Here is a 22278-nt window from a genome sequence, read left to right as displayed (position 1 = left end):
CCCCAGCCCCCCCTGGGCGACCCCCCTCACCTACCCCCCAACCGGTTCCCCCCGCCCGGGCCGTCCCCCCCGCGGCCGCCCCCGGGGGGTCAACGCCCGGATCCTTCCCGCACAAAACTGACGGAACATCACATTCCGCTGGAAGCAAAGACTTTCCCAACGGTTCACGCAGTCTTCCGGAACCTCCGCACGACGGACCGGCGTTGATAGGGGCGGGAGGGATAGAGACATGACAAGGAAGCCGTACCGTCTGGCCGCCACCACGCTCGCACTGCTGCTCGCGGCCCCGTTGTTCACCGCGTGCGACGCCGACCAGGCCCTGGACTGTGGAAAGCGGGCGATCAGCCTCACCGGCGACGTCCAGGACCTCGCGGATTCGGCGATCAACGTCGGGCAGATCACCGACGAGAGCCGCCGCAACCACACCGTCGAGGCCTTGCGGAAGGTCGCCGACGACACCAAGAAGATCCGCGAGGGCAACGGGGACAAGATCGACGCGGCCGCCGACCGGCTCTCCAAGGCCGTCAACGACGCCATCGACCGGGTCTCCAAGGGCAAGCAGCCCGACTTCAAGCCGATCACCGACGCTGCCGGCGAGATCGGGAAGGCCTGCGCCGACTCCTGAACCACGGGGGGCACCCCCGTCTCCCCGCTCCACCAGATCCCGGCCCGGCGCCGCCCCGGCCGGGAGCTGGTCCCCGCCTCGGGCCCCGGCCTGTCGCCGCCGCACCGGCACCGCCAGGCGGTAGGAATGGCACCGGACCGAACCGCACCTCGGAGGCACCGGTGAACCACCCGATCCTCGACCAGATCCAGCACCTGCGGGCCGAATTGGCACCCGGCGACACCGCCCCCGCGCTGGTCACCGCGCTCGCCGACGGCACCGCGCCGCGCTCGGCACTGGCCGAACTCGCCGCCCAGCAGCACCGGATCATCCGCTCCGACCGCCGCAGCCTGCTGCTGCTCGCCGGCCGCACCGCGGACCGGCCGGTCAGCGCCTGGTTCGCCACCCTGGCCGAGGGCGAGAGCGCCGCGCTGCGTACCCTGCCCGCGCTCGGTGCCGCCGTCGGACTCGACCACGGCGCGCTGGAGGCCCACCCGCCGCTGCCCGGGTGCCAGGCCTACCCGCACTACCTCGCCTGGCTCGCCCTGAACGGCGAGCCCGCCGCCGCGGCCGCCGCGCTCGTCGCCAACTTCGCGGCCTGGGGCGGCTACTGCGCCACGATCGCGCAGGCGCTGCGCCGCCAGTACGGCTTCTCCGACGAGTCCTGCGCGTTCTTCGACTTCTTCGCCCAGCCCGCGCCCGAGCTGGAGCAGCAGGCCGCCGACGCCCTGGGCCCGGACCGGCTGGACGAACCGACCCTGGCCACCGCGCACGAGTACGGGCTGCTGCTCCAGGCCTACGAGCACCTGTTCTGGGACACCCTGGGCGTCATCGACGCCTGAGGGCGAACCGTCCGGCCCGCCCCGGCGCCAGGAGGCCTCAGGCCTGCCAGTGCGGCTTCCCGCTGACCATCCGGCAGTAGATCACCCGGCCGCCGGCCTCGTGAGTGCTCTTGCCCAGGTCGGCGTTGCGGCAGAACTGGCCCGCCTCGTAGCAGTTGCCCGCGTTCGAGCGGATCTCGCATCCGGCGCCGGCACCGGCCGCCGCCGCGGGGGGCTCCGGGTCCTTCGGCGGCTGGGCCGTGGTCACCTTCGGCTGCGGCGCCTTGGTGGCGGGCGGCTGCGCGGGGGCGCTGGGCTGGCCCGGAGGGGCCGCGGGCGGGGGCGTGGCCACCGGTGCCGCGGGCGCCGGCTGGGCCGGCGGAGTGCTGGCCGGGGCCGCCGGCGGGACCGCCGCGGCGGGCGTCGCCGGCGGGGTGGTCGCCGCGGGGGTGGTGGCGGCGGCGGTCGGCGTGGCCGAGGCCGTGGCACCGCCGTCGGCCGCCGACGGGTCGCACCCCGTCAGCGCCAGGCCGACGGTGAGCACGAGTCCGGCGAATCCGGCCAGGCCGGCCCGACGGCGACCGGGTATCCGTGAAGGCATGGGAGGAGAACGCTCCGTTCCGTTTGGATGAGTCGTGCGATTGAAGCAGGAATCGCACACGTACCGTCCACCGAATCCCCACTCGTTGGCAGATCGAGACCTTCCGGTCACCGACCGTCGCCACCCCGCCCGAACCCCGCCCGAACCCCGCCCGAATCGCGTCCGCCGACCGCTCCCGCCCCGCCGACCGTCCGACCAGACCGGCCGTCAGCGCGGCCCCGCCGTCACCGCAGCCCCGCCGTCCGGCGCTCGAACACCGCGGGGCGGGCGGTCTCCAGCGCCGTGGAGACCGCGCCGAGGAGCACCGCCTCCTCCCCCAGGAGGCTCGGCGCGAGCGTCGGCCGCATCGGGGCGAGCCCGTGCAGGGCCCGCTCCAGCGGCTCCAGGAGCAGGTCCGCGCTGCTGCCGATCCCGCCGCCCAGCACCACCAGGTCCGGGTCCAGGACGGCCGAGAGCACGGCCACCGCGTAGGCGAGCCGCTCGGCCTCCCGCTCCACCGCCCGGACCGCCGCGGGCTCCCCGGCCCGGGCCCGCTCGAACACCTGCTTCGCCGTCAGCTGCCGCGCCGCGGACTCCCCGTCCAACCCGAAGTCCCGGGCGGCGCGCACCACGGCGTCCGCGGCGGCGTCCTGCTCGATGGTCGCGGGCGGCTCGCCGGGCCGCCCGGACAGCGGCACCAGGCCGATCTCGCCCAGCCCGCCATGTGCGCCGAGCAGCAGTTCGCCGTCCTTCACCACGCCCAGCCCGAGCCCGGTGCCGACCAGCAGGTAGGCGAACATCCGGCTGCCCCGCCCGGCGCCCAGGGTGTACTCGCCGAGCGCCGCCAGGTTGGCGTCGTTGGCCACCGAGACGGCCGTCCCCAGGCCCTCGCCTATCCGGTCGAACAGTCCCGGCCTGTCCCAGCCCGGCAGGCTGTTGGCGTAGCGCACCCCGCGCCGCTGCTCGTCCCACACCCCCGGGGTGCCGATCACGGCGTGCACGATGTCCCCGGCCGCCAGGCCCGCCTCGGCGATCGCCTCGTGCGCGGCGGCGACCACGGCGTCGGCGACGGCGTTCGCCGAGCGGCCCCGGTTGGCCACGTCCCGGCGGGCGACCACCGTGCCGGCCAGGTCCGCCACCGCCACCCGCAGCCGGGCCCGGCCGATGTCCACGCCGAGCACCTGCCCGGCCGTCGGGTCGACCTCGTACAGCACGGCGGTGCGGCCGCGCTCGGGGGCCAGCCGCCCGGCCTCCCGGACCAGTCCGGCCCGCTCCAGCTCGGCCAGCGCGGCCGAGACGGTCGGCTTGGACAGACCGGTGTCCCGGGCCAGCTGGGCGCGCGTGGAGCCGCCGCCGGTGCGCAGCAGCTCCAGCAGCAGCCACTCGTTGTTGCTGCGCAGCCGCTGCCGGTTCCACGGCACCCCGGGGGCCCCGGCCGCCGGGCGACTGGTCGGCTGGTGGGGGCTCATCGGGTTCCTCCGGTCTGGGTCTTCGGGCGCGGGTCGGTACGGCCGGGTCGTACGTCCGGGCCGGTGCGGCCGAGTCGGTACGTCCGGGCCGGTACGGCCGGGTGGGCCCGGCCCGGGCCGCGGCGTCCGGGGCGGGCGCCGCCGCCCAAGTATGACCGGTGATCATCCGGTGTTCGCCTGCCGTATCCCCCGGTCCCACCCACGCCTCCCCACCACCTCCCCACTCCCCCACGGCCTCGCCGCCGGCTCCGTGCGGAGCCGGCCGCACCCCGTTACAGCACCGTCTCCGACCGGTCAACGTTTCACCCACTTGTGGGCGTGCCGCGCCCGGGCGCGTGATCATGGGCGTATGCACTTCCGGCACGGCAACCGAGCAGAGGGGCCGCGGCCCGCGTCACCGGACTCCCGGTCCCTGGCGGCGACCGCGGCGGCCCTCGCCGCACGGCTCGGCGCCTTCACCAGTGGTGACAGCGCCGGCGGTGGCAGCGCCGGCGGCGAGGGCCCGGGCGACGATCCGGAGCGGCTCCGCGAGGTCCTCGCCGCCGCCCCGGTCGGCGTCGCGCTGCTCGACGAGCGGCTGCGCTGGCAGTACCTGAACGCGGCCTTCACCACCGCCACCGGGCTGCGCCGCGCCGACCTGCTCGGCCGCGCCGCCGGGACCACCGCCTTCGCCGGGGCCCTCGGCATCCTGCGCCGGGTCCTCACCGACGGGCTCGCCCGCGAGCACGCCACCGGCGGGCCGGACGGCGCGGGCGCCCCCGTACCGCCCGGCCTGCGGGTGCGCTACCGGGCCCTGCGGCACTCCGGGCGGACCACCGGCGTGATCGTCGTCGTGCTGGACGACCCCGACCCGGCCCGCGAGCAGCTGCGCGAGCTGGAGCGGGCCCGGGCCCGGCTCGCCCTGCTGGACGCCGCCACCGAACGGATCGGCACCACCCTCGACGTCGGCACCACCGGCACCGAGCTCGCCGCCTTCGCCGTCCCCCGGCTCGCCGATCTCGCCACCGTGGACGTGCTGCCGCCCGCGGTCGAGCCGGCCCGGGTCGGCCACGGCGCGTCCCAGCGGCTGCACCGCGTCGGCGCCCGGGCCGTACCCGCACTGGCCGACGCCCTCGCCGAGCTGCCCCGGCCCGGCGAATCGATCCGCCACCGGGAGGGCTCGGCCGCCGCGCGCAGCCTGGCGGGCGGCATCGCCGTGCTCACCGAGCCCGGGCCCGAGGACTCCTGCCCGGCCGGGACCACCTCACTGCTGGTCCTCCCGCTGGCCGCCCGGGGCCGCCTGATCGGACTGCTCACCCTCGGCCGCACCGCCGCCGGCCCGGCCTTCACCCCCGACGAGGCCGCCCTGCTCGGCGATCTCGCCGCCCGCGCCGCCACCGCCCTCGACAACGCCCGCAGCTTCGCCCGGTCCCAGGGCATCGCCCTGGAGCTCCAGCGGGCGCTGCTGAGCGAGCCCGGCAACCCCCACCAGAACCTCTCCCTCGCCTCCCGGTACCTTCCGTCCGGGAGCTCCTCGGTGGTCGGCGGCGACTGGTTCGAGACGGTCCGCCTGCCGTTCGGGCGCACCCTGCTGGCGATGGGCGACGTCATGGGGCACGGCGTCGAGGCCGCCGTCGACATGAGCCACTACCGCTCCGCGCTGCGCGACCTCGCCGGGATGGACCTGCCCCCGCACCGGATCCTGCGCCAGCTCGACAACGTCATCTCCGCTGACGACTCCGCCCGCCCGGCGACCTGCCTGCTGGCCCTCGCCGACCCGGGCCGGGGCCGCTGGACCCTCTCCAGCGCGGGACACCTGCCGCCCGCCCTGATCGCCCCCGGCCGTCCGACCGAGCTGCTGCGCGTCCCCACCGGCCCGCCGCTCGGCACCGGCCTCGGCGGCTACGAGCAGACCGCCCACCCGCTCCTGCCGGGCCAGACCCTGCTGCTCTACACCGACGGCCTGGTCGAGCGCCGGGACGAGGACATCGACGCCTCCCTGGAGCGGCTCGCGGCCCTGCGCCTGCCCGCCACCGGGAACCTCGACGAGCTGCTCGACGCCGTCCTCCACTCCCTCGCCCCGCCCCCGGCCGCCGCCGAGGACGACATCGCCCTGCTGGTGGCCCGCCCCCGGCAGCGCTGACGGGCCGCCGCGCGCCGGTCCTCACCGCGACAGCCGCCCGGCCCTGACGGCCCCTCGGCCCGCACCCCCCGCCCCCGCACCTCCGCTCACACCTTCGCCAGCGCCCGCCGGACGTCCGCCCAGATGTCCTCGGGGTGCTCGATGCCCACTGACACCCGCACCGTCCCCGGGCCGATGCCCGCCGCCGCCAACTCCTCGTCCGACAGCTGCCGGTGGGAGGTGCTGGCCGGGTGCAGCACCAGGGTGTGCACGTCGCCCAGCGACGGGGCCAGCGAGGCGAGCCGGACGGACTCGGTGAACGTCGCGGCCGCTTCCCGGCCGCCGGCCAGGTCGAAGGCCAGGACTCCGCCGTGGCCGTCGGGCAGCAGGCGGCGGGCGAGGTCGTGGTCGGGGTGGGTGGGCAGGCCCGGGTAGTGGACGGCGGTGACCGCGGGGTGGGCGGCGAGCCGGCCGGCCAGGTCGAGCGCGGTCTCGCACTGGCGGCGGACCCGCAGGGCGAGGGTCTGCATCCCGCGCAGGGTCAGCCAGGCGGCGAACGGGTCGGCGGCGGCGCCGAGTTCGAGCGAGCGCCGCCAGACCCGGTGGTGCAGCGCCGGGTCGGCGAAGACGGCGATCCCGCCGAGGACGTCCGAGTGTCCGCCGAGGTACTTGGTCACGGAGTGGATCACGATGTCCGCGCCGTGCTCGATCGGGCGGCACAGCAGCGGGGTCGCGAAGGTGTTGTCCACCACGCTCACCACCCCGGCCCGCTTGGCGACGGCGATCAGCCCGGGCAGGTCGGTGACCCGGGTGGTGGGGTTGGAGACGGTCTCCAGGAACAGCACCCGGGTGGTGGGGCGCAGTGCGGCCGCCACTCCGGCCGGGTCGTCGCCGTTCACGTAACCGACCTCGACGCCCCAGCGCTCGGTGAGGTCGGTCAGCGCGCCGACGGTGCCGCCGTACAGGCTGCGCTGGGCGATCACGTGGTCGCCGGCACGCAGCAGGGCGAGCAGCGCGGTGTTGATCGCCCCCATGCCGGAGGCGGTGGCGAGGGCTCCGGTGCCGCCCTCGAGTCCGGCGACGGCCTGCTCCAGCGAGCGGACGGTGGGGTTGCCGAAGCGGTTGTAGAAGAAGGCGCCGTCCGGTCCCCCATGGGCTCCGGCGAGCGCGTCGCCGGTGTCGAAGGCGAACAGGTGGCCCTGGTGCAGCGGGACGCCCAGCGGACGGCTGCCGGTGACCTCGGTGAGCGGCGGGTGGACGACCCGGCTCTCGGGGCGCAGCTCGTCGGGGGCCTCGTGGGAGTGGTGGTCGCTCATGGCGTTCATCCTCGGGCGGTCCCGGCGCCCGGGCCATGGCCAATCGCCGTCGAGTGGCCTGCCCGGGCGGTCGTTCCGGCCCACCGCCCGAAGGCGGTGGCGACGCCCGGGTCGCGGCGGCGGGTGGTTCCCCTCTACGACGGGCGGCTCCCGACCACGGCGGGTGGCTCCCGACCAAGGCGGGTGGCTCCCGGCGGCGGCGAGAGGCTCCCGACGCCTCGCGGCTACTCGCGGCTACTTGCGGCGGCTGAAGATCCGCTTGGCCGCGTAGACGATCCCGACGATCAGCAGCACCACGAACAGGATGATCAGGATCACCACGACCAGCAGGAACTTGCCCAGCTTGGCGAAGAAGCCCGACTTCTTCTTCTCCTCCTTGGCGAGGTTCGCGGCCTCGGCGGTGGAGGCACCGGAGGCGACCGTGGTGACGGAGGCACCGGAGGCGGCGCTCGCCCCGGTACGGACCTCCGAACCGGCGTCCGCGGCGGAGGCCCCCACGGCCGCCCCCGGGTTCGCGGCGGCGGCCGCGACGGTTCGGGGTGCGGCCACCGCCGCCGCGCCCGATGCCACGGCGGTGAGGCCGGTGGCGGCCAGCAGGGCCACCAGGGCGCCAGCCATCGAACGTATGATCCGATTAGTCATCGTGCTCCTCAAAGCGGTTCCGGAGCAGCGCGGACCCCGCCGATCTGACCAATTTCTCATGGTCTGACCAGCTGGTTTTCCCATCCGCGCCTAGTATGCTCCACTGAAGTTCTACAGCGGTGTAAAAGTTTAGCGACGGGCCCTGCCCGGATCGGCTCCGGCCCCCGGCCACGCGAACCCGCCGCTTCGACGGGGGGGCGCGTGGCAACTGTGGAGGATGACGACGTGTCTGGCCGCAAGGGTTCCCCCGGAGCCGAGAATTCGCCGCACCGGGCGGGCGGGCGCCGGAGCACCGGCCGGAGGGCCGACCGGACCGGAACCGGTCAGAACCCGGACAGCTCGGACATAGCGGAGGGCTCGGCGGAGGGCCGTGCGGCGGGCCGGGCGAAGAAGAAGCCCAAGCGCGGCACCAAGGAGAAGGTGCTCTGGGCGACCGCCGGCTGCACCGCCCTCGCCGTCCTCGGCGGCGCCGCCCTCTACTACCGGCTCAACAGCAACATCAGCACCTTCGACGGCGACGCCCTCAGCAAGGACCGCCCGGAGGCCGCGGCCCCGGACTCCCAGGGCCGCACCCCGGTCAACGTGCTGATGATCGGCTCGGACAGCCGCGGCAACGGCAACAGCGACCTGGGCGGCGGCGGGGACGGCGGCGCCCGCTCGGACACCGCGATCCTGCTGCACGTCTACGCCGACCACAAGCACGCCGTCGGCATCTCCATCCCCCGCGACTCCCTGGTCACCATCCCGCCGTGCAAGCTCCCCAACGGCAAGTGGACCAAGGAACAGACCAATGTGATGTTCAACAGCGCCTTCTCGGTCGGCGACAGCGACCAGGGCAACCCGGCCTGCACCCAGAACGCCGTCGAGAAGCTCACCAACCTGCGCGTCGACCACACCATCGTGGTGGACTTCAACGGCTTCGCGTCGATGACCAAGGCGGTCGGCGGCGTCGAGGTCTGCCTGCCGAACGACATCCACGAGGGGGACCTCAACCCCAACCTCGGCCGCAAGGGGAAGCTGCTCTTCGCCAAGGGCAAGCAGAAGGTCGAGGGCCAGAGCGCGCTGGACTACGTCCGGGTGCGGCACGGCATCGGCGACGGCTCCGACATCGGCCGCACCAAGCGCCAGCAGGCCTTCCTCTCCTCCCTCATCAAGGAGGTGAAGTCCCACGGCATGGACCCGACCACGCTGCTGCCGCTCGCCGACGCGGCCACGAAGTCGCTGACCGTCGACCCCGGCCTCGGCTCCGCCGCCAAGCTGCTCTCCTTCGCCATGGAACTCAAGGACGTGGACCTGCACGACATCAAGTTCCTGACCGTGCCCTGGCGTTACGAGGGCCCGCGGGTCGCCCTGGTCCACCCGGACGTGGACCAGCTCTGGGCCGCGCTCAAGGCCGACCGCACCATCGACGGCCAGGACGCGAGCGCCCCGGCCGAAGCCGGCTCCGCCTCCCCCGCCGCGGATCCCGCCACCACCCCCGCGGCCGCTCCGGCCCCGACGGCCGCCCCGGACGCCAAGGCCGCCGAGGTGAAGGTCTCCGTGCTCAACAGCACCGGCGAGACCGGGCTCGGCGGCCGGGCCGCGGAGACCGTCAAGGGCGCCGGCTACACCGTCACCGGCGTCGGCAACGCGGTCGGCAAGCCGCGCAGCACCACCGTCGTCGAGTACGGCACCGGCGAGCGCACCGCCGCCGAGTCGGTCGCCAAGCTCTTCCCCGGCGCGACCGTGCAGCCCGGCGGCCGGGGCGTCAGCGTCGTCCTCGGCCACGACTTCGCCGCCGCCAACCCGGCGGGCCCCGCCGCGCCGGCCCCCGGCGGCGCCGCCACCGCACCGGCCCCGCTGCCCACCAGCATCAGCGGCGCCGCCCGCTCGGCCGACGACGACCCCTGCGCCAACCTCTCGTACGGCTGAGCCCGGCCCCCTCGCACAGCGGTCCCCCGCACGACGGCGGGGCGCCTCCGGATCATCGCTCCGGAGACGCCCCGCCGAGGTACGTCCGAGGGGGTGTCAGCGCCTCGTCCCGCAGGACGGACAGAACGCGGCGCCGTCCGGGACGTCCTGGCGGCAGCCCGTGCACTGGACGGGCTGCGCCAGCCGGAAGCCGCAGCCCGGGCAGAACGGCGTGCCGTGGGTCTCGGTGTGGCACTGCGGGCAGACCAGCTGCCGCGGCGTGCTGACGTCGTACCCGGCCCCGGACTGCTGCCCGGCCTTGAACGCGCGCTCGGTGACCGCGTCGTTGAGACCGCGGTGCTGCGCCGCCACCGCCTCGGCCGCGGTGTCCGGGGCGCAGTTGTGGCACAGGCCCTGGGCCGGGTCGAAGCAGCGCCCGCAGGTGTACTGGGTGCACCGGGCGCAACGGTTGAAGTGGGACTGGGCGTTGGTGATGGCCCGCTGGAACGCGGCGTCCCGCGAGGTGCCCCAGGTCTGCCCGGCCAGCCCGTCGGCGGCGTTGCTGATGGTGTTGGCGTTGCCGCCGATCAGGTTCCAGGCCGCACTGACGCCCTTGCCTATCCAGCCGGCCATCTGGCCGGTCCGGAACGGTTCGAACGTCGAACGCCAGGTGTCCGAGCAGCGATAGCAGTAGAACTCGAACTGGAAGCCCGCGCCGGTGCCGTGCTGCTCGCACATGTCGCGGTAGTTGCTGCTGAAGTAGATCTCCGAACTCACGTCGTCCCCGGTCGCTCAATGGCCTGTCAGCGGTCGCTCCCAGGGACGATAGGGCCCATCGAACGGTTCCGCCAACAACGTTCGACCGTCCCCGATCAGAGCCCGGTGGCCGGCAGCAGCAGTACCCGTACCGGATCGAACGGCTGCCAGCGCGCGGGCTGCCCGCTGCGGCCGATCCGCAGCCGGCACCAGCGCTGCCCGGCCGCGTCCTGCCACCACCCGCTGATCCGGCCGAGCGCCCAGGCGCCGCCCCCGAGGTCCACCTCGACCGGCTGGTAGACCCACTGGACGTCCCGGTCCGCCGGTTCCGTTCCCACCGGACCTCCGGCGCCCACGGGACTGCACTGACTCTCCATCACGGCTCCGTCTCCCGACCCGGACCCGGCCGCCGGACGCCCCGCTCGGGGGCGGCCGACGGCCGGGGTGCAGCTCACCTCCTGAACTCTACAGGCGTGTAGAGGTCAGCGGGAGGAGTTCCGTCGAAGACGATCGACCCGGCCGGAGGACCGGCCGGGTCGGGGTGCCGGGGCGAGCCGGCCTCAGCGGTCCTTCCGCATCGAGGGCTCCTGCACCGACGGCGTGCGCGCCGACGACCTGCGCGCCGACCGCCGCCGCTGCCACAGGGCCAGCGGCACGATCCCGGCCAGCGCGGCGGCCTCCGGCGCCGGCGGCGCCTCGAACGGCGCGCCGGCCGCGCCCGCCGCCCCGGCCGGCACCTTGTCGAAGGTGTCCGGGACGGGCAGGGTGGACCAGTCGGACAGCGGCCAGGCGACCACGAAGGCCCGGCCGACCACGTTGTCCACCGGCACGAAGCCGTCGCCGGTCTCGTTGTGGTGCCAGCGGGAGTCCCGCGAGTTGTTGCGGTGGTCGCCCATCACCCACAGCTTGCCCTTGGGCACGGTGACGGTGCCCACCGGGTCGTTGTCGCAGGGCGTCGCACCGGGGAACAGGTACGGCTCGTCCAGCGCGACGCCGTTCACCCTCAGCGGCGCGCCCGCCTCGCAGTCGACGGTGTCCCCGCCGACCGCGATCACCCGCTTGATCAGGTCCTTCTCGTCCGCCGAGGGCATCAGGCCGACGGTGCTGAGCACCTTCTGGACACTGCCCATGACGGAGTCGCCGGAGCTCGCCGGCGTGCCCTCCAGCCAGCCGCCCGGATCGCGGAACACCACCACCTCGCCGCGCTCGGGCTTGGCGCCGAACCACGGGGTGAACTTGTCGACCAGCACCCGGTCGCCGATCGCGAGGGTCTGCTCCATCGAGCCGGAGGGGATGGAGAAGGCCTGCACGAAGAAGGTCTTGATGCCGAGCGAGAGCAGCAGCGCGATCACCAGCAGGATCGGCAGCTCCTGCCAGAACGGGCGCTTCTTCCGGGGGCGCTCGGCCTCCTCGTCGGCCTTCCCGGGAGCGTCGGCGCCCGCGTTCACCGCGTCCGCCCCCTCCGCCACCGCGGTGCCCGTACCCGCCTCCGCCCCCGCCCGGCCGTCCCCGGCCCCCTCGCGCTCCGCGGCTCCGCCGCTCTCGCCGGACTCCGCGCTCTGCTGCACAGTCATTTCCTCGGCCCCTCCGACGGCCTGGCGGGAGCCGGTAGGAAGACCCCCTGTCAGGAACGAACCTACCGAACAGAGGTTCCCGGGCGCGCCCTGACGTGGATGCGCTCGCCCTGCGGACCGAACAGGCTGAGGAACTCCACCGGCTGCGGGCCCGCGTTGCCGAAGGCGTGCGGGGTGCGGGTGTCGAACTCGGCGGCCTCACCGGCCGCCAGCACCAGGTCGTGGGTGCCGAGCACCAGCCGCAGCCGTCCGGACAGCACGTACAGCCACTCGTACCCCTCGTGGACCTTCAGCTCCAGGTCCGGCCCGGCGTTCCGGCCGGGCGGCACGATGTGCTTGTAGGCGTGCAGGCCTCCCAGGTGGCGGGTGAGCGGGACGATGGTCTGGCCGTTCCTGGTCACCGGGCGCGGGTGGATCCGCGGGTCTCCGGTGGCCGGGGCGCCGACCAGTTCGTCCAGCGGCACCCGGTACTCCCGGGCCAGCGGCAGCAGCAGCTCCAGCGTCGGCTTGCGCTGCCCGGACTCCAGCCGGGACAGCGTGCTGAGCGAAATGCCGGTGGCGGCCGCCAGTTTGGCGAGCGTGGTGCCGCGCTCCCTGCGCAGCGCCCGCAGCCGCGGGCCCACCGTGGTGAGGACGTTCTCGAACTCTTCGTCGGCCATGCCTGCCATTTGCCGGTACGGCAAGGACCCTTGTCAATCCGGCACACGGGTGAGGACCCCTCCGCCACCCCTGCGGGTCACGCCCCCGGGGCGCGTCCACGGCCCCGACGCCTATCCTCGCGTCATGCGCATCCACCTCACCCGGGACAGCGTCGCGGCCGGCGACGACGCCGACGCCCCGCACGCCGGGACCGTCACGCTCCCCGACGGCCTGGACGCCCCGGCGGCGCTCACCGCCCTCGGGCTCCCCCGGCCCCGGCTCCCGCTGATCGGCGGCGGCCTCGCCACCTGGGTGGTGCGCGCCGCCGACGGCACCCCGCTGGCCGTCCTCGCCCAGCAGTGGCCGCTGCCCCGCCCGCTGCCGGACTGGCAGGGCCCGCTCGACCGCCTGGCCGGAGCGGACGGCACCGTCCGGCTGCACGTCGAGTACCGGCGCCAACTGGACCCGGAGGCCGAGTACCAGCGGCTGCTGCCCGGCTGAGGCCTACGGGTCCGAACAGCTACGGCGTGCCGAGGAACCAGAAGAACGGCCCCTGCTCGTACAGCGACCGCACGATCGGCTCGGACCAGTCCGTGACGACGAACAGCACCAGGCCCACCGCCCCGCCCAACAGCAGCCCGGCCGCCACGGCCGCCGTCATCATCCCCGCGATCGCCCGCATCCGGGCCTCCTCCCCGTCGCCGGGGAGACTCCCCCGCCCGCCCCATGGCGGCACCGAACGTCCTTGGACCGAGGCCGAGTTGTCACCGAGCAGTGAGCAACGGTGAGCAACGGGGGCGGGAAGCGCGGCCCGCTACCGGTACTCGCGCAGCCTGGCCCGCACCCCGAACGCGGTGAGGCCGAGCGCCAGCAGCAGCGCCCCGCCGGCCAGCGCCGCCGTGGTGCCGTCGAGGTCGTCGTCGGTCCCGGCGACCGCCCGGTCCATCGCACCCGCGTTGATCGCGATGGTGTCCCCGATCGCGGTGCCCAACTGCCCGAAGTCGTAGTCGGACTGGCCCTTCGACAGCCCGGTGTTGAGCGTGACCGCCTCCTTCAGCCTCCCGGCGTCGCGCAGCTCGCGGATCCCGCGGTCGGTCCGCTGGTACTGCTGGAAGGCGTCCAGCACCCGCTCAGCGGCGTCCTGCTCGCCCGCGAAGGTGATGTTGTGCAGCTCGCTCCCCAGGTAGCCGCCGAAGGGGACCGCCGTGCGGTCCGCGCGGTGCCGGGCGGCGGCGTCGGCCAGCCGGGCGCCGTAGTCCGGCAGTGCCACCCCGTCGAGGCGGACGATCGCCTGCGCCTTGTCGAGGAAGCCCTGCTCGTAGGCGGCGGCGCGGCTCGGGTCGGTGAGGTAGCGGCTCTCGTCGGCGTTCATGTCGTACGCCACGGCGCGGGCCCGGCTGAGCGCGATCACCGAGTCGTAGGCGTTGCTCTTCGCCGTCACCAGGCGGTCGTCCGCACGGCCCGCCAGGGCGAGCGCGGTCACCAGCGCCACGCCGGTCAGCACGGTGACGGCGGCCAACGCCGGGCTGAGGACCCGCCGGTAGCGCACGGCGAGGGCGCGCTGGAGGCCCAGCAGCGCGGCCAGCGCGAGCAGGCCGACGGCGAGCAGCCACCACCAGCCGCCGCCGAGCGCCCGGCGCTGCCCGGAGTACACCTGCTCGACGGTGGCCTCGTTGGCGGCGGTGACCTGGTCGGCGGCGGGCAGCAGCTGTTGGCGCAGCAGGTCGGTGGCCTGCCGGTAGGTGTCCAGGGCCGCCGGGGAGGGCTGTCCGGCCGGTGCCTTGGCCTGCTCCTCCAGCAGCCGGGCCTGGGCCACCAGGGCCTCGTAGCCGCCCAGTCGGCCGAGCACCAGCTGGACGGCGCGCTGCCCGGCCGGATCGTCGGCGGCGGCCTGGGCGGCCTGCTGGAGGTCGTCGTCGGCCTGGGCGCGGCGCTGCTCGTAGGCGTCCAGGGTCTGCCGGCGCAGCGCGGTGTAGTCGGGGTCGCCGCCGACCAGCAGCAGGTTGGCGGCCTGGGCGTCCATGTCGCTGAGCGCGAAGTAGAGGTCGGCGGCGCGGGTGGCCTGCGGGGCGGCCCGGTGGCCGATGGTGTCGGTGCCGTCGCGGGCTCCGCCGAGCACGGCGGTGGCGGTGGCGCCGAGGGCGAGCAGGGCGGCCAGGCTCAGTGCGGTGAGGCCGCGGACCAGGCGCGGGGTGGTCCAGTAGGCCCGGCTGCCCGTCCTGCGGACGGCCCGGCCCAGGCGGGCCGGGGCGCCCGGCGCCTTCCCGGCGCGGCCCTCCTCGGCCCGTTCCTCCCGGCCCCGGCCTTCCCCGGCGCGGCCCTCCCCGGCAGGGTCGTCCTCCCGCGGGGCGCTCGCCCGGTGCTCCATGGAGGTCGTCATGACCACCCGTCCCTTCCCCCGTCGCACGGTCTGCCGATGCCCCGGCCGGAACCGAAACGCAGAACCGTTTCTCCACTTCCGCCGCGCGACGCTAGTGCCGCGTCACCGGCGACGAGGTGCTCCCTGACACCTCCTTGACGCCGCCGGGCACCGTTCTTGACGCGCTCTTGGCGCGCCCTCCCGGTGCCCGGCAGCCGTCACCCTCCGGCGAGGGCCGGGCGGCTCAGCCCTGGCCGGCCCTGCCGCCGCGGTTCGCCGTCTTCTTCCGACGGGCCCTCTTCTTACGGGCGCGCTCGGACACGGCGGTCCTCCTCGTGGACGTCGGGTCGGCCCGGTTCAGGCCGCCCGGCCGACCAGCTGGTCGGCGAGCCTCGCCAACCGCTTCAACGAACGCTCCTCCTGGGCGACCAGCGCCGTCTGCGCGACCGAACCGCCGTCGTAGTAGGCGCCGTTGGCGACCGGGACGCCCGGCAGGCAGAGCCGGACCACGGCCGCCGCCCCCTCCGCGGCCGGCGCGCCCGTACGCCCGTACAGCGGCAGCAGCGCGGTGGCGCACTGGCCCGGGTTGAGGCTGACGGCGGTGATGTCGGAGCCGGCCGGCGCCATCTCGGCGGTCGCCATGGTGAGCGCGAGCTGCGACTGGGCGTACGCGGCGACCCGCGAGTACCGCTTCGTCCGGTGCGGGTCCGACCAGTTCATCGAGGCGGTGCGGTGCAGCGAGGAGGAGACGTTGACGATCCTGGCGTCGCCGGCCGCCGAGAGCGGCGCCCGCAGCAGCCGCGCCAGCAGGTGCGCGGCCAGGAAGTTGACCTGGAGCGAGACCTCGTTGCCGTCCTCGGTGAGGGTGCAGCGCTCGGGGGCCATCGCCGCGGCGTTGTTCACCAGCAGGTCCAGCGCCGGGTAGTGCTTGACGACCGTGCCGGCCAGCACGGCGATCTCCGCGAGGTGGGTGAAGTCGGCCGCCAGTTCGACGAGTTGGTCCCGCCGGGCGCCCGCGGCGACCAGGCGCCCGACGGCCGCCTCGGCCTCGGCGGCGGTCCTGGCGTGCACCAGCACGGTGGCACCCAGCCCGGCGAGCAGCCGGGCGGTCTCCCAGCCGATCCCGGAGGAGGCCCCGGTGACCAGGGCGGTGCGGCCGGACAGCACGGTGCCGGACATTTCGGACACGGCGGAGATGGACAGGACGGAGTCGGACATGACCGTTCCCAGGGTGCGTGGCACCGCCGGCCCTGACCGGACCGGGGGTGCGGGCTCAACTGGCCCGATGGAATGAGGAGAAGAGGAACGCCGAACGCCTACTACGGAACGCGACGGCCCCCGGGCGAGGCCCGCGCGCGCCCGCCCCCGCCCGCGCCGCGACGGCGCCGGGACGGGGTACGGCGCGCACCGTGCCCTCCGGCGGGGAGGCGCGGATCAGCGCACGGCGATGACGGCCACGGCAGCGCGGACCGTCGGCCGCCTATGCGGCGGACGGTCGTGATGGCGTACCGGGCGGTTCATGCTCCTCATCCAACCGACGCTCCCCCACCCGGGCAAGCGCCGCGCCGACGCCCTGACGAATCCCTGACGCAGCCACCCCCGCGGAGGTCCGGAGCTCCGGCCTACAGCCAGTTCCGCTTCTTGAACACCAGGTACAGCCCGGTGCACACCAGTGCCATCAGCCCGATCGCGAACGGGTAGCCGAAGGCCCACTGGAGCTCCGGCATCGTCTCGAAGTTCATCCCGTACACCGTGCCGATCAGGGTCGGCGCGAAGAGGATGGCCGCCCAGGAGGAGATCTTCTTGATCTCGTCGTTCTGCACGTGCCCCGCCTCGGCGAGCTGCTTCATCTCCTCGTTCTGCCGCTGCGAGACCAGCGTCGCGTTGACGGTCAGGATGTTCTGGAGCATCTGCCGGAAGCCGTCCACCCGCTCGGCGGCGTAGGTGGCGTGGTCGGCGACGTCGCGCAGGTAGCGCTGGAGCTCCTCGTCGGTGCCGTACTTGCCGAAGCCCGCCTCCAGGCTCTTCATGATCTCCAGCAGCGGGCGGGTGGCCCGCTGGAACTCGATCACCTCGCGGGACAGCTCGTAGATGCGGCGGGAGACCTGCGGGTCGCCCCCGAACACCTCGGTCTCGATCTCGTCGATGTCGTGCTGGAGGCCGGCGATCACCGGCGCGTAGCCGTCCACCACGGCGTCCAGCACCGCGTACAGCACCGCCTCGGGGCCGAGCGCCAGCAGCTCCGGGTCGTCCTCCAGGCGGCGGCGCACCGCCGACAGGTCCGGGGCCTGGGAGTGCCGGACGGTGAGCACGAAGTCGGGGCCGACGAAGAGGTGGATCTCGCCGAAGTCGACCTCCTCCGCCTCGTCCAGGTAGCGGGCGGCGCGCAGCACGACGAACAGGGTGTCGCCGTAGCGCTCCAGCTTCGGCCGCTGGTGGGCGACGATGGCGTCCTCGACGGCCAGCTCGTGCAGGTCGAACCGGTCGGCGGCCTCCAGCAGCTGCGCCTCGGCGGGGCGGAACAGGCCGATCCAGGCCATCGTGCCGGGCCGGTCGGGCAGCGTGCGGTAGATGTCGGCGAGGTCGGTGGGCGCGTCTATCCGGCGGCCGTCGCGGTAGACCGCCGCGTCCACGACGGAACGCTCCAGCGTCACCGGTTCGACGGGCTGGTCGGGGCGCGGGTCCATCGAGTGCTCGGGCGCCGGCTGGGTGTCCGAGGGCCGGACGACGGAACGGGAGAACGGACGCTTGCTCGCGCGCACGGCGCGCACACGCCAGTCGGACATGGCGGAGACCTCCACGGGGGATGCCCGGCCGCCGTACGGGAACACGGCGGACCGGAGGCGCCCGGCCGGCCGCCACGCGCACGGCGCGACCGGCGGCGCCTCGCCGGGAGGACGAGGTCAGTGCCGCGCGGGAGCCGTACGGGAGGAGGTGTGCCGGGGGCTGCGAGTGGTGCGGGACAACCGGGGGCGGGGCCGACTTCGACCCGTACTACTGCACTCCACGGCTCTCACCTCCTCGGCTCCGCGCGCTCACGCACCGGGAGGGGCGCCAGCACAACCCCGCCGAGTCTAGTACCCGTACGCCCCGGCCTCCGACCAGGGCCCCGGGCCGGGCACGCGTCCACCGCCCGCACCGGTGTTCCACGGAGCGCCCGGCGCCGGCCCCGCGCCCTCTCAACGGCCGCACCGGGCGGGGTTGTTCGTCCACAGCGAAGCCGTCACGAATCGGCGACCACGCCACTACGCTACGTGTCATGACTTCTTCGAAGAAGGCCCCGGGGCGGGGTACTGCGGTGGTGGTCGGCGGCGGACTCGCGGGGCTGGCGGCCGCCTGGGCGCTGCGCGGGATCGCCGAGCGGATCGTCGTGGTGGAGCGCGACCGGTACCCGGCGGGGACGGAGTTCCGGGCCGGGGTGCCGCAGGGCCGGCACGCCCACCTGGTGCTGGAGGCCGGGCACCGGCTGCTGGACGAGATGATGCCCGGCATCAAGCAGCAGCTGATGGACGCGGGCGCGCAGCGGGTGGCCGCCTCGGACGTCAGGTGGCTGTGCTCCGCGGGGTGGCTGGCCGAGTACCCGGCGCAGATGGCCTTCCTCTCCTGCACCCGGCCGCTGCTCGACGCGTTCGTGCTGGACCGGGTCCGCGCCCACCCCGCGATCGAGTTCCTGGAGGGGACGGACGTGGTCGGGCTGCTCGGCTCGGCGACGGCGGTGACCGGGGTGAAGGTCCGCGAGCGCGGCCCGGAGCGCGGCGAGGTCCGGGAGATACCGGCCGAGTTGGTGGTGGACGCGGCCGGGCGCTCGACCTCGGTGCCCAAGTGGCTGGCCGAACTGGGCTGCCCGCCGGTGCCCGAGGAGCGGGTGGACGCGGGCGTCGCGTACGCCTCCCGGATCTTCCACCGCCCGGCCGGGTCCGACCTCGGCGACCAGGCGGTCTACCTCCAGACCAAGGCCCCGGACGCGCAGCGGATGGGCGTCCTGCTGCCGGTCGAGGGCGACCGCTGGATCGTCAGCCTCGCCGGGATGCGCGGCGCCGAACCGGCGGCCGGCCCGGAGGGGTTCGCCGAGCACCTGGGGCAGCTGCGCGACCCCCTCCTGCACGAGGTGCTGCAGGGCGCCGAACCGGCGGGCGAGGTCCGGGGGTTCCTCCCCGGCCCGGGCGTGCGCCGGCACTACGAGCGCGGCGGCCCGGACGGGCTGGTGGTGGTCGGCGACGCCGCGAGCACCTTCAACCCGGTGTACGGGCAGGGCGTCACCGTCGCCCTGTTCTGCGCCCGGGAGCTGCGCCGCTCCGCGAAGCGGCACGGCGGCATCGGGCACGCCGCGGCCCGGGCCGCGCGGCGCGCCGTCGCCGCGGCCTCCGCGGTGCCGTGGATGATCTCCTGCGCCGAGGACGCCCGCTTCCGCGCCACCGCCGGCGCGCCCTCCGGGGCCCTGGTCGGGCTCCAGCACCGGTTCTTCGACAAGGTGCTGGCCGCCAGCACCCGGGACCCGGCGGTCACCGCGGCGTTCCACGAGGTGATGTCGCTGGTGGAGCCGCCGTCGCTGCTGTTCCGGCCGTCGGTGCTCGCGGCGGTCCTGCGGGCCTGAGGGGCACGGGAACGAGGAGCCGGCGCGGCGCTCCGGACTTGGGGGGCGCGGCGCCGGCGCGGCGCTCCGGGCGTGAGGGGGCGCGGCGCCGGCGCGGCGCTCCGGAGCGCTGCATCCCGAGGTGCGTAGCGCTCCGGAGCGCTACGCCCCGAGGTGCGCGGCGACGTACGGCAGCGCCACCTGCTCCAGGCCGCGCAGGCCGAAGGCGGGGTGGACGTTGACCTCGAAGACCACGCCGCCGCTCTCGGCCGCGAGGTCCACCCCGGCCAGGTCGAGCCCCAGGGAGGCGGCCGCCGCGACGGCCGACTCCGCTAGCCCGTCCGGCAGTTCGGCGTAGTCGAGCACGGTGGAGACGGCCCCCCGGCTCTCGTTGCAGGGCGCGTCCGGGTCCACCTGGACGTGCTCGACCACCCGGACCACGCGCCCGTGCAGCACCACCACCCGGTACTGGTGGCGGCGCCCGTCCGGGAGGATGTTGCGGGCGTCACGGGCGAGCAGCCAGGGCGCCCGCGCGTAGTGCCGCGCGGCGGCGTCGAGCTGGGCGCGGGTCGTGACGTGGAAGACGTCGTCGCCGCCCATCCCGACGCAGGGCCGGGCCCAGACGTCGCCGCCGAGTTCCGCGAAGGCCTCGGCGGCGGCCTCCGGGCTCGGCTCGCGGAGCGCGATGCTGGGCATGTGCGGCACGCCGTCCCGGACGAAGCGGGCGACGGTGAGGTCCTTCTCGGTGGCCGACCGCCACGCCTGGGCGTCGGTGCCGAGCGAGCGGGCGCCGAATCCGCGCAGCCGCCGCTGGAAGTCCTCGAACGCGCGGCGCCGGTGCGGCGGGATCTCGTAGACGATCACCGTCTCGGCGGTCACCGTCCGGCCGCCCGCCTCCAGTCGGAACCCGCCCGCGTCGTCGGCCTCGATCAGGCCGCTGCCGCCGGTCAGGAAGTGCCGGGCGTCCAGCTGTACGGGTTCCCGGCCGGTCAGCGTCCGGGCGGCGGCGGCGAGCACCTGCCGACTGCCTTCGGTCGAGCTGTGATCGGTCAGGAGTACGAGATCGCGTCGGGGCATGCGGACATGCAAGCGAGTGCGGCGTGATCACGACAAGGCGGCCTCGTGCGCCACCGGCCCGGCGGGGTGGCCGAAACCGGGTATCCGCAACCGTGCCGCCCCGCTCCGAGCCGTCCGCTTCGTCGCCCGGTTAATTCGGATGCGCCCGCTCCGCCCGCCCGCTAGCCTGCCCGACATGTCTACGCCCCGAATCTCCTAGCTCGCGGACCCACTTCCACGCCACCCGTGTGTCCGCAAGCTTTTTCGGAGCGTTATCCCATGATCACCACCCGTGGTGTCGACGTGCGCGTCGGCGCCCGCCTGCTGCTGTCCGACGTCACCCTGCACATCGCCCCCGGCGACCGGATCGGCCTGGTCGGCCGCAACGGCGCCGGCAAGACCACCCTGCTCGCCACCCTGGCCGGGCAGCTCGCGCCCGCCGCCGGCACGGTCACCCGGACCGGGGCCGTCGGCTACCTCCCGCAGGACTCCCGCGCCGCCGACCCGTCGGCCACCGTCACCGACCGCGTCCTGTCCGCCCGCGGCCTGGACGCCGCCGTCCGCGCCGTGCGCGCCGCCGAGGCCGCGATGGCCCGGGCCGGGTCGCCCACCGAGGAGCGCCGGGCGATGGACGCGTACGTCCGGGCCGAGGCCGGGTTCCAGTCCCGGGGCGGCTACGCCGCCGAGGCCGAGGCGGCCCGGATCGCGGCCGGGATCGGCCTGCCCACCCGGGTGATGGACTCCCCCGTCGGCACGCTCTCCGGCGGTCAGCGCCGCCGGGTCGAACTGGCCCGCATCCTGTTCGCCGACCACGGCACCCTGCTGCTGGACGAGCCGACCAACCACCTGGACGCCGACTCCGTCGCCTGGCTGCGCGGCTTCCTCGCCACCCACCGCGGCGGACTGGTCCTGATCAGCCACGACCTCGGACTGCTCGAGGAGACCGTCAACCGGGTCTTCCACCTGGACCCGCAGCGCGCCGCGATCGACGTCCACAACACCGGCTGGCAGACCTACCTGAACCAGCGCGCCGCCGACGAGCGCCGCCGCACCCGGGAGCGCGCCAACGCCGAGCGCAAGGCCGCCGCCCTGCACACCCAGGCCGACCGGATGCGGGCCAACGTCGCCACCGCGACCACCGCCCGCAGCATGGCCCGCCGGGCCGACCGGATGCTCGCCGAGCTCGAACCCGTCCGGCAGGCCGAGCGCACCGCCCGGATCCGGCTGCCCGAGCCCGCCCCGTGCGGCCGGATGCCGCTGGGCGCGATCAGCCTCGCCAAGTCCTACGGCGGCCGGCCGGTGCTGACCGGCCTGGACCTCGCCGTGGACCGCGGCAGCCGGCTGGTCGTGCTCGGCCCGAACGGAGCCGGCAAGACCACCCTGCTGCGCGTCCTGGCCGGCCGGGAGGCCCCGGACGCCGGCCGCGTCGTCCCCGGCACCGGCCTGCGGCTCGGCTACTTCGCCCAGGAGCACGACACCCTCGACCCGGCGCTCAGCGTGCGCGACAACCTCGCCGCGGCCGCGCCCGGCCTGACCGACGGCGAACTGCGGCACGTGCTGGGCGCGTTCCTCTTCCGCGGCGACGACGCCGACAAGCCCGCCGGGGTGCTGTCCGGCGGCGAGAAGACCCGGCTCGCCCTGGCCGCCCTGGTGCACTCCGGCGCCAACGTGCTGCTGCTCGACGAGCCGACCAACAACCTCGACCCGGCCTCCCGCACGGAGGTCCTGGCCGCGGTCGGCGGCTACCCCGGCGCGATCGTGATGGTCACCCACGACCCGGACGCCATCGAGGCGCTCCGGCCGGACCGCGTGCTCCTCCTCCCGGACGGCGACGAGGACCTCTGGCACGACACCTACCTGGACCTGGTCACGCAGTCCTGAGGGCCGGTGCCCGCCCG

Annotated in this window: 20 protein-coding genes; 7 read left to right on the top strand and 13 right to left on the bottom strand. The window is 75.1% G+C overall.

The window, feature by feature from the left end; all coding sequences use genetic code 11:
- The first annotated feature begins 229 nt into the window (after positions 1-229).
- Together ACFVU7_RS22205 and ACFVU7_RS22200 are read left to right on the top strand one after the other, a co-directional pair.
- A complete protein-coding gene (locus tag ACFVU7_RS22205; protein WP_049658815.1) occupies positions 230-625 on the top strand; it encodes a hypothetical protein in 396 nt (131 codons plus the stop codon).
- Positions 626-786: 161 nt separating this feature from the next.
- Positions 787-1446 carry a transcriptional regulator gene (locus tag ACFVU7_RS22200; RefSeq protein ID WP_220450154.1) on the top strand — a complete coding sequence of 220 codons (660 nt, stop codon included), beginning with the start codon at positions 787-789 and terminating at the stop codon, positions 1444-1446.
- Between the two features lie 37 nt (positions 1447-1483).
- On the opposite strand, the gene ACFVU7_RS22195 is transcribed toward ACFVU7_RS22200, so the two are convergent.
- Positions 1484-2026, bottom strand: coding sequence for a hypothetical protein (locus ACFVU7_RS22195; protein ID WP_147409357.1), 543 nt, complete (start codon positions 2024-2026; stop codon positions 1484-1486).
- A gap of 224 nt (positions 2027-2250) precedes the next feature.
- Positions 2251-3474, bottom strand: a complete 1224-nt coding sequence (locus ACFVU7_RS22190) for an ROK family protein (protein WP_388046604.1) — start codon at positions 3472-3474, stop codon at positions 2251-2253.
- A 349-nt stretch (positions 3475-3823) separates the two neighbouring features.
- On the opposite strand from ACFVU7_RS22190, the gene ACFVU7_RS22185 reads away from it, so the two are divergent.
- On the top strand, positions 3824-5596 hold the full coding sequence (locus ACFVU7_RS22185; RefSeq protein ID WP_388046602.1) for a SpoIIE family protein phosphatase: 1773 nt from the start codon (positions 3824-3826) through the stop codon (positions 5594-5596).
- A gap of 86 nt (positions 5597-5682) precedes the next feature.
- On the opposite strand, the gene ACFVU7_RS22180 is transcribed toward ACFVU7_RS22185, so the two are convergent.
- Both ACFVU7_RS22180 and ACFVU7_RS22175 read right to left on the bottom strand, forming a co-directional pair.
- Positions 5683-6891, bottom strand: a complete 1209-nt coding sequence (locus ACFVU7_RS22180; RefSeq protein WP_388046600.1) for a trans-sulfuration enzyme family protein — start codon at positions 6889-6891, stop codon at positions 5683-5685.
- Between the two features lie 234 nt (positions 6892-7125).
- Positions 7126-7509 carry a hypothetical protein gene (locus ACFVU7_RS22175; protein WP_388046598.1) on the bottom strand — a complete coding sequence of 128 codons (384 nt, stop codon included), beginning with the start codon at positions 7507-7509 and terminating at the stop codon, positions 7126-7128.
- A gap of 369 nt (positions 7510-7878) precedes the next feature.
- Here ACFVU7_RS22175 and ACFVU7_RS22170 point away from each other — a divergent pair, with 369 nt between their 5' ends.
- Positions 7879-9444, top strand: coding sequence for an LCP family protein (locus tag ACFVU7_RS22170; RefSeq protein WP_388046656.1), 1566 nt, complete (start codon positions 7879-7881; stop codon positions 9442-9444).
- A gap of 96 nt (positions 9445-9540) precedes the next feature.
- On the opposite strand, the gene ACFVU7_RS22165 is transcribed toward ACFVU7_RS22170, so the two are convergent.
- The 4 genes from ACFVU7_RS22165 to ACFVU7_RS22150 all read right to left on the bottom strand — a co-directional run bounded on the left by ACFVU7_RS22165 (position 9541) and on the right by ACFVU7_RS22150 (position 12412).
- Positions 9541-10200 (bottom strand): zinc ribbon domain-containing protein, encoded by a 660-nt coding sequence (locus ACFVU7_RS22165; RefSeq protein ID WP_049654596.1) that lies wholly within the window; start codon positions 10198-10200, stop codon positions 9541-9543.
- Between the two features lie 95 nt (positions 10201-10295).
- Positions 10296-10517, bottom strand: a complete 222-nt coding sequence (locus tag ACFVU7_RS22160; protein ID WP_388046596.1) for a hypothetical protein — start codon at positions 10515-10517, stop codon at positions 10296-10298.
- 222 nt (positions 10518-10739) lie between these two features.
- A complete protein-coding gene (lepB, locus tag ACFVU7_RS22155) occupies positions 10740-11753 on the bottom strand; it encodes a signal peptidase I (protein ID WP_082345913.1) in 1014 nt (337 codons plus the stop codon).
- 62 nt (positions 11754-11815) lie between these two features.
- Positions 11816-12412 carry a helix-turn-helix domain-containing protein gene (locus ACFVU7_RS22150; protein ID WP_049654612.1) on the bottom strand — a complete coding sequence of 199 codons (597 nt, stop codon included), beginning with the start codon at positions 12410-12412 and terminating at the stop codon, positions 11816-11818.
- Positions 12413-12536: 124 nt separating this feature from the next.
- On the opposite strand from ACFVU7_RS22150, the gene ACFVU7_RS22145 reads away from it, so the two are divergent.
- On the top strand, positions 12537-12893 hold the full coding sequence (locus ACFVU7_RS22145) for a hypothetical protein (protein WP_388046594.1): 357 nt from the start codon (positions 12537-12539) through the stop codon (positions 12891-12893).
- Between the two features lie 19 nt (positions 12894-12912).
- Here ACFVU7_RS22145 and ACFVU7_RS22140 read toward each other — a convergent pair whose 3' ends face one another.
- The 4 genes from ACFVU7_RS22140 to ACFVU7_RS22125 form a co-directional block, all read right to left on the bottom strand.
- Positions 12913-13074, bottom strand: coding sequence for a hypothetical protein (locus ACFVU7_RS22140; protein WP_158077757.1), 162 nt, complete (start codon positions 13072-13074; stop codon positions 12913-12915).
- Between the two features lie 132 nt (positions 13075-13206).
- The gene (locus tag ACFVU7_RS22135; RefSeq protein WP_388046592.1) at positions 13207-14772 is read right to left on the bottom strand and encodes a hypothetical protein; all 1566 of its coding nucleotides are present in this window, start codon (positions 14770-14772) and stop codon (positions 13207-13209) included.
- 336 nt (positions 14773-15108) lie between these two features.
- The gene (locus ACFVU7_RS22130; protein ID WP_388046590.1) at positions 15109-15969 is read right to left on the bottom strand and encodes an SDR family NAD(P)-dependent oxidoreductase; all 861 of its coding nucleotides are present in this window, start codon (positions 15967-15969) and stop codon (positions 15109-15111) included.
- Positions 15970-16373: 404 nt separating this feature from the next.
- Complete coding sequence (locus tag ACFVU7_RS22125) at positions 16374-17537, bottom strand: magnesium and cobalt transport protein CorA (protein WP_049654602.1); 1164 nt, start codon at positions 17535-17537, stop codon at positions 16374-16376.
- 473 nt (positions 17538-18010) lie between these two features.
- On the opposite strand from ACFVU7_RS22125, the gene ACFVU7_RS22120 reads away from it, so the two are divergent.
- Positions 18011-19345: an NAD(P)/FAD-dependent oxidoreductase gene (locus ACFVU7_RS22120; RefSeq protein WP_388046588.1), complete on the top strand. Its 1335-nt coding sequence runs from the start codon at positions 18011-18013 to the stop codon at positions 19343-19345.
- A gap of 141 nt (positions 19346-19486) precedes the next feature.
- On the opposite strand, the gene ACFVU7_RS22115 is transcribed toward ACFVU7_RS22120, so the two are convergent.
- Positions 19487-20401 (bottom strand): RimK family alpha-L-glutamate ligase, encoded by a 915-nt coding sequence (locus ACFVU7_RS22115; RefSeq protein ID WP_388046586.1) that lies wholly within the window; start codon positions 20399-20401, stop codon positions 19487-19489.
- Positions 20402-20659: 258 nt separating this feature from the next.
- Here ACFVU7_RS22115 and ACFVU7_RS22110 point away from each other — a divergent pair, with 258 nt between their 5' ends.
- A complete protein-coding gene (locus tag ACFVU7_RS22110) occupies positions 20660-22261 on the top strand; it encodes an ABC-F family ATP-binding cassette domain-containing protein (RefSeq protein WP_388046584.1) in 1602 nt (533 codons plus the stop codon).
- The last annotated feature ends 17 nt before the right edge of the window (positions 22262-22278 follow it).

The organism is Kitasatospora sp. NPDC058046, assembly GCF_042885595.1.
Taxonomy (GTDB): Bacteria; Actinomycetota; Actinomycetes; order Streptomycetales; family Streptomycetaceae; genus Kitasatospora.
This window is presented reverse-complemented; position numbering and strand designations above follow the sequence as displayed.

Coding starts and splice junctions, on each gene's coding strand:
- ACFVU7_RS22110 (WP_388046584.1), top strand. CDS start 20,660: ATGATCACCACCCGTGGTGTCGACGTGCGCGTCGGCGCCCGCCTGCTG.
- ACFVU7_RS22185 (WP_388046602.1), top strand. CDS start 3,824: ATGCACTTCCGGCACGGCAACCGAGCAGAGGGGCCGCGGCCCGCGTCA.
- ACFVU7_RS22125 (WP_049654602.1), bottom strand. CDS start 17,537: ATGTCCGACTGGCGTGTGCGCGCCGTGCGCGCGAGCAAGCGTCCGTTC.
- ACFVU7_RS22135 (WP_388046592.1), bottom strand. CDS start 14,772: ATGACGACCTCCATGGAGCACCGGGCGAGCGCCCCGCGGGAGGACGAC.
- ACFVU7_RS22140 (WP_158077757.1), bottom strand. CDS start 13,074: ATGCGGGCGATCGCGGGGATGATGACGGCGGCCGTGGCGGCCGGGCTG.
- lepB (WP_082345913.1), bottom strand. CDS start 11,753: ATGACTGTGCAGCAGAGCGCGGAGTCCGGCGAGAGCGGCGGAGCCGCG.
- ACFVU7_RS22130 (WP_388046590.1), bottom strand. CDS start 15,969: ATGTCCGACTCCGTCCTGTCCATCTCCGCCGTGTCCGAAATGTCCGGC.
- ACFVU7_RS22120 (WP_388046588.1), top strand. CDS start 18,011: ATGACTTCTTCGAAGAAGGCCCCGGGGCGGGGTACTGCGGTGGTGGTC.
- ACFVU7_RS22190 (WP_388046604.1), bottom strand. CDS start 3,474: ATGAGCCCCCACCAGCCGACCAGTCGCCCGGCGGCCGGGGCCCCCGGG.
- ACFVU7_RS22150 (WP_049654612.1), bottom strand. CDS start 12,412: ATGGCCGACGAAGAGTTCGAGAACGTCCTCACCACGGTGGGCCCGCGG.
- ACFVU7_RS22180 (WP_388046600.1), bottom strand. CDS start 6,891: ATGAGCGACCACCACTCCCACGAGGCCCCCGACGAGCTGCGCCCCGAG.
- ACFVU7_RS22195 (WP_147409357.1), bottom strand. CDS start 2,026: ATGCCTTCACGGATACCCGGTCGCCGTCGGGCCGGCCTGGCCGGATTC.
- ACFVU7_RS22145 (WP_388046594.1), top strand. CDS start 12,537: ATGCGCATCCACCTCACCCGGGACAGCGTCGCGGCCGGCGACGACGCC.
- ACFVU7_RS22175 (WP_388046598.1), bottom strand. CDS start 7,509: ATGGCTGGCGCCCTGGTGGCCCTGCTGGCCGCCACCGGCCTCACCGCC.
- ACFVU7_RS22205 (WP_049658815.1), top strand. CDS start 230: ATGACAAGGAAGCCGTACCGTCTGGCCGCCACCACGCTCGCACTGCTG.
- ACFVU7_RS22115 (WP_388046586.1), bottom strand. CDS start 20,401: ATGCCCCGACGCGATCTCGTACTCCTGACCGATCACAGCTCGACCGAA.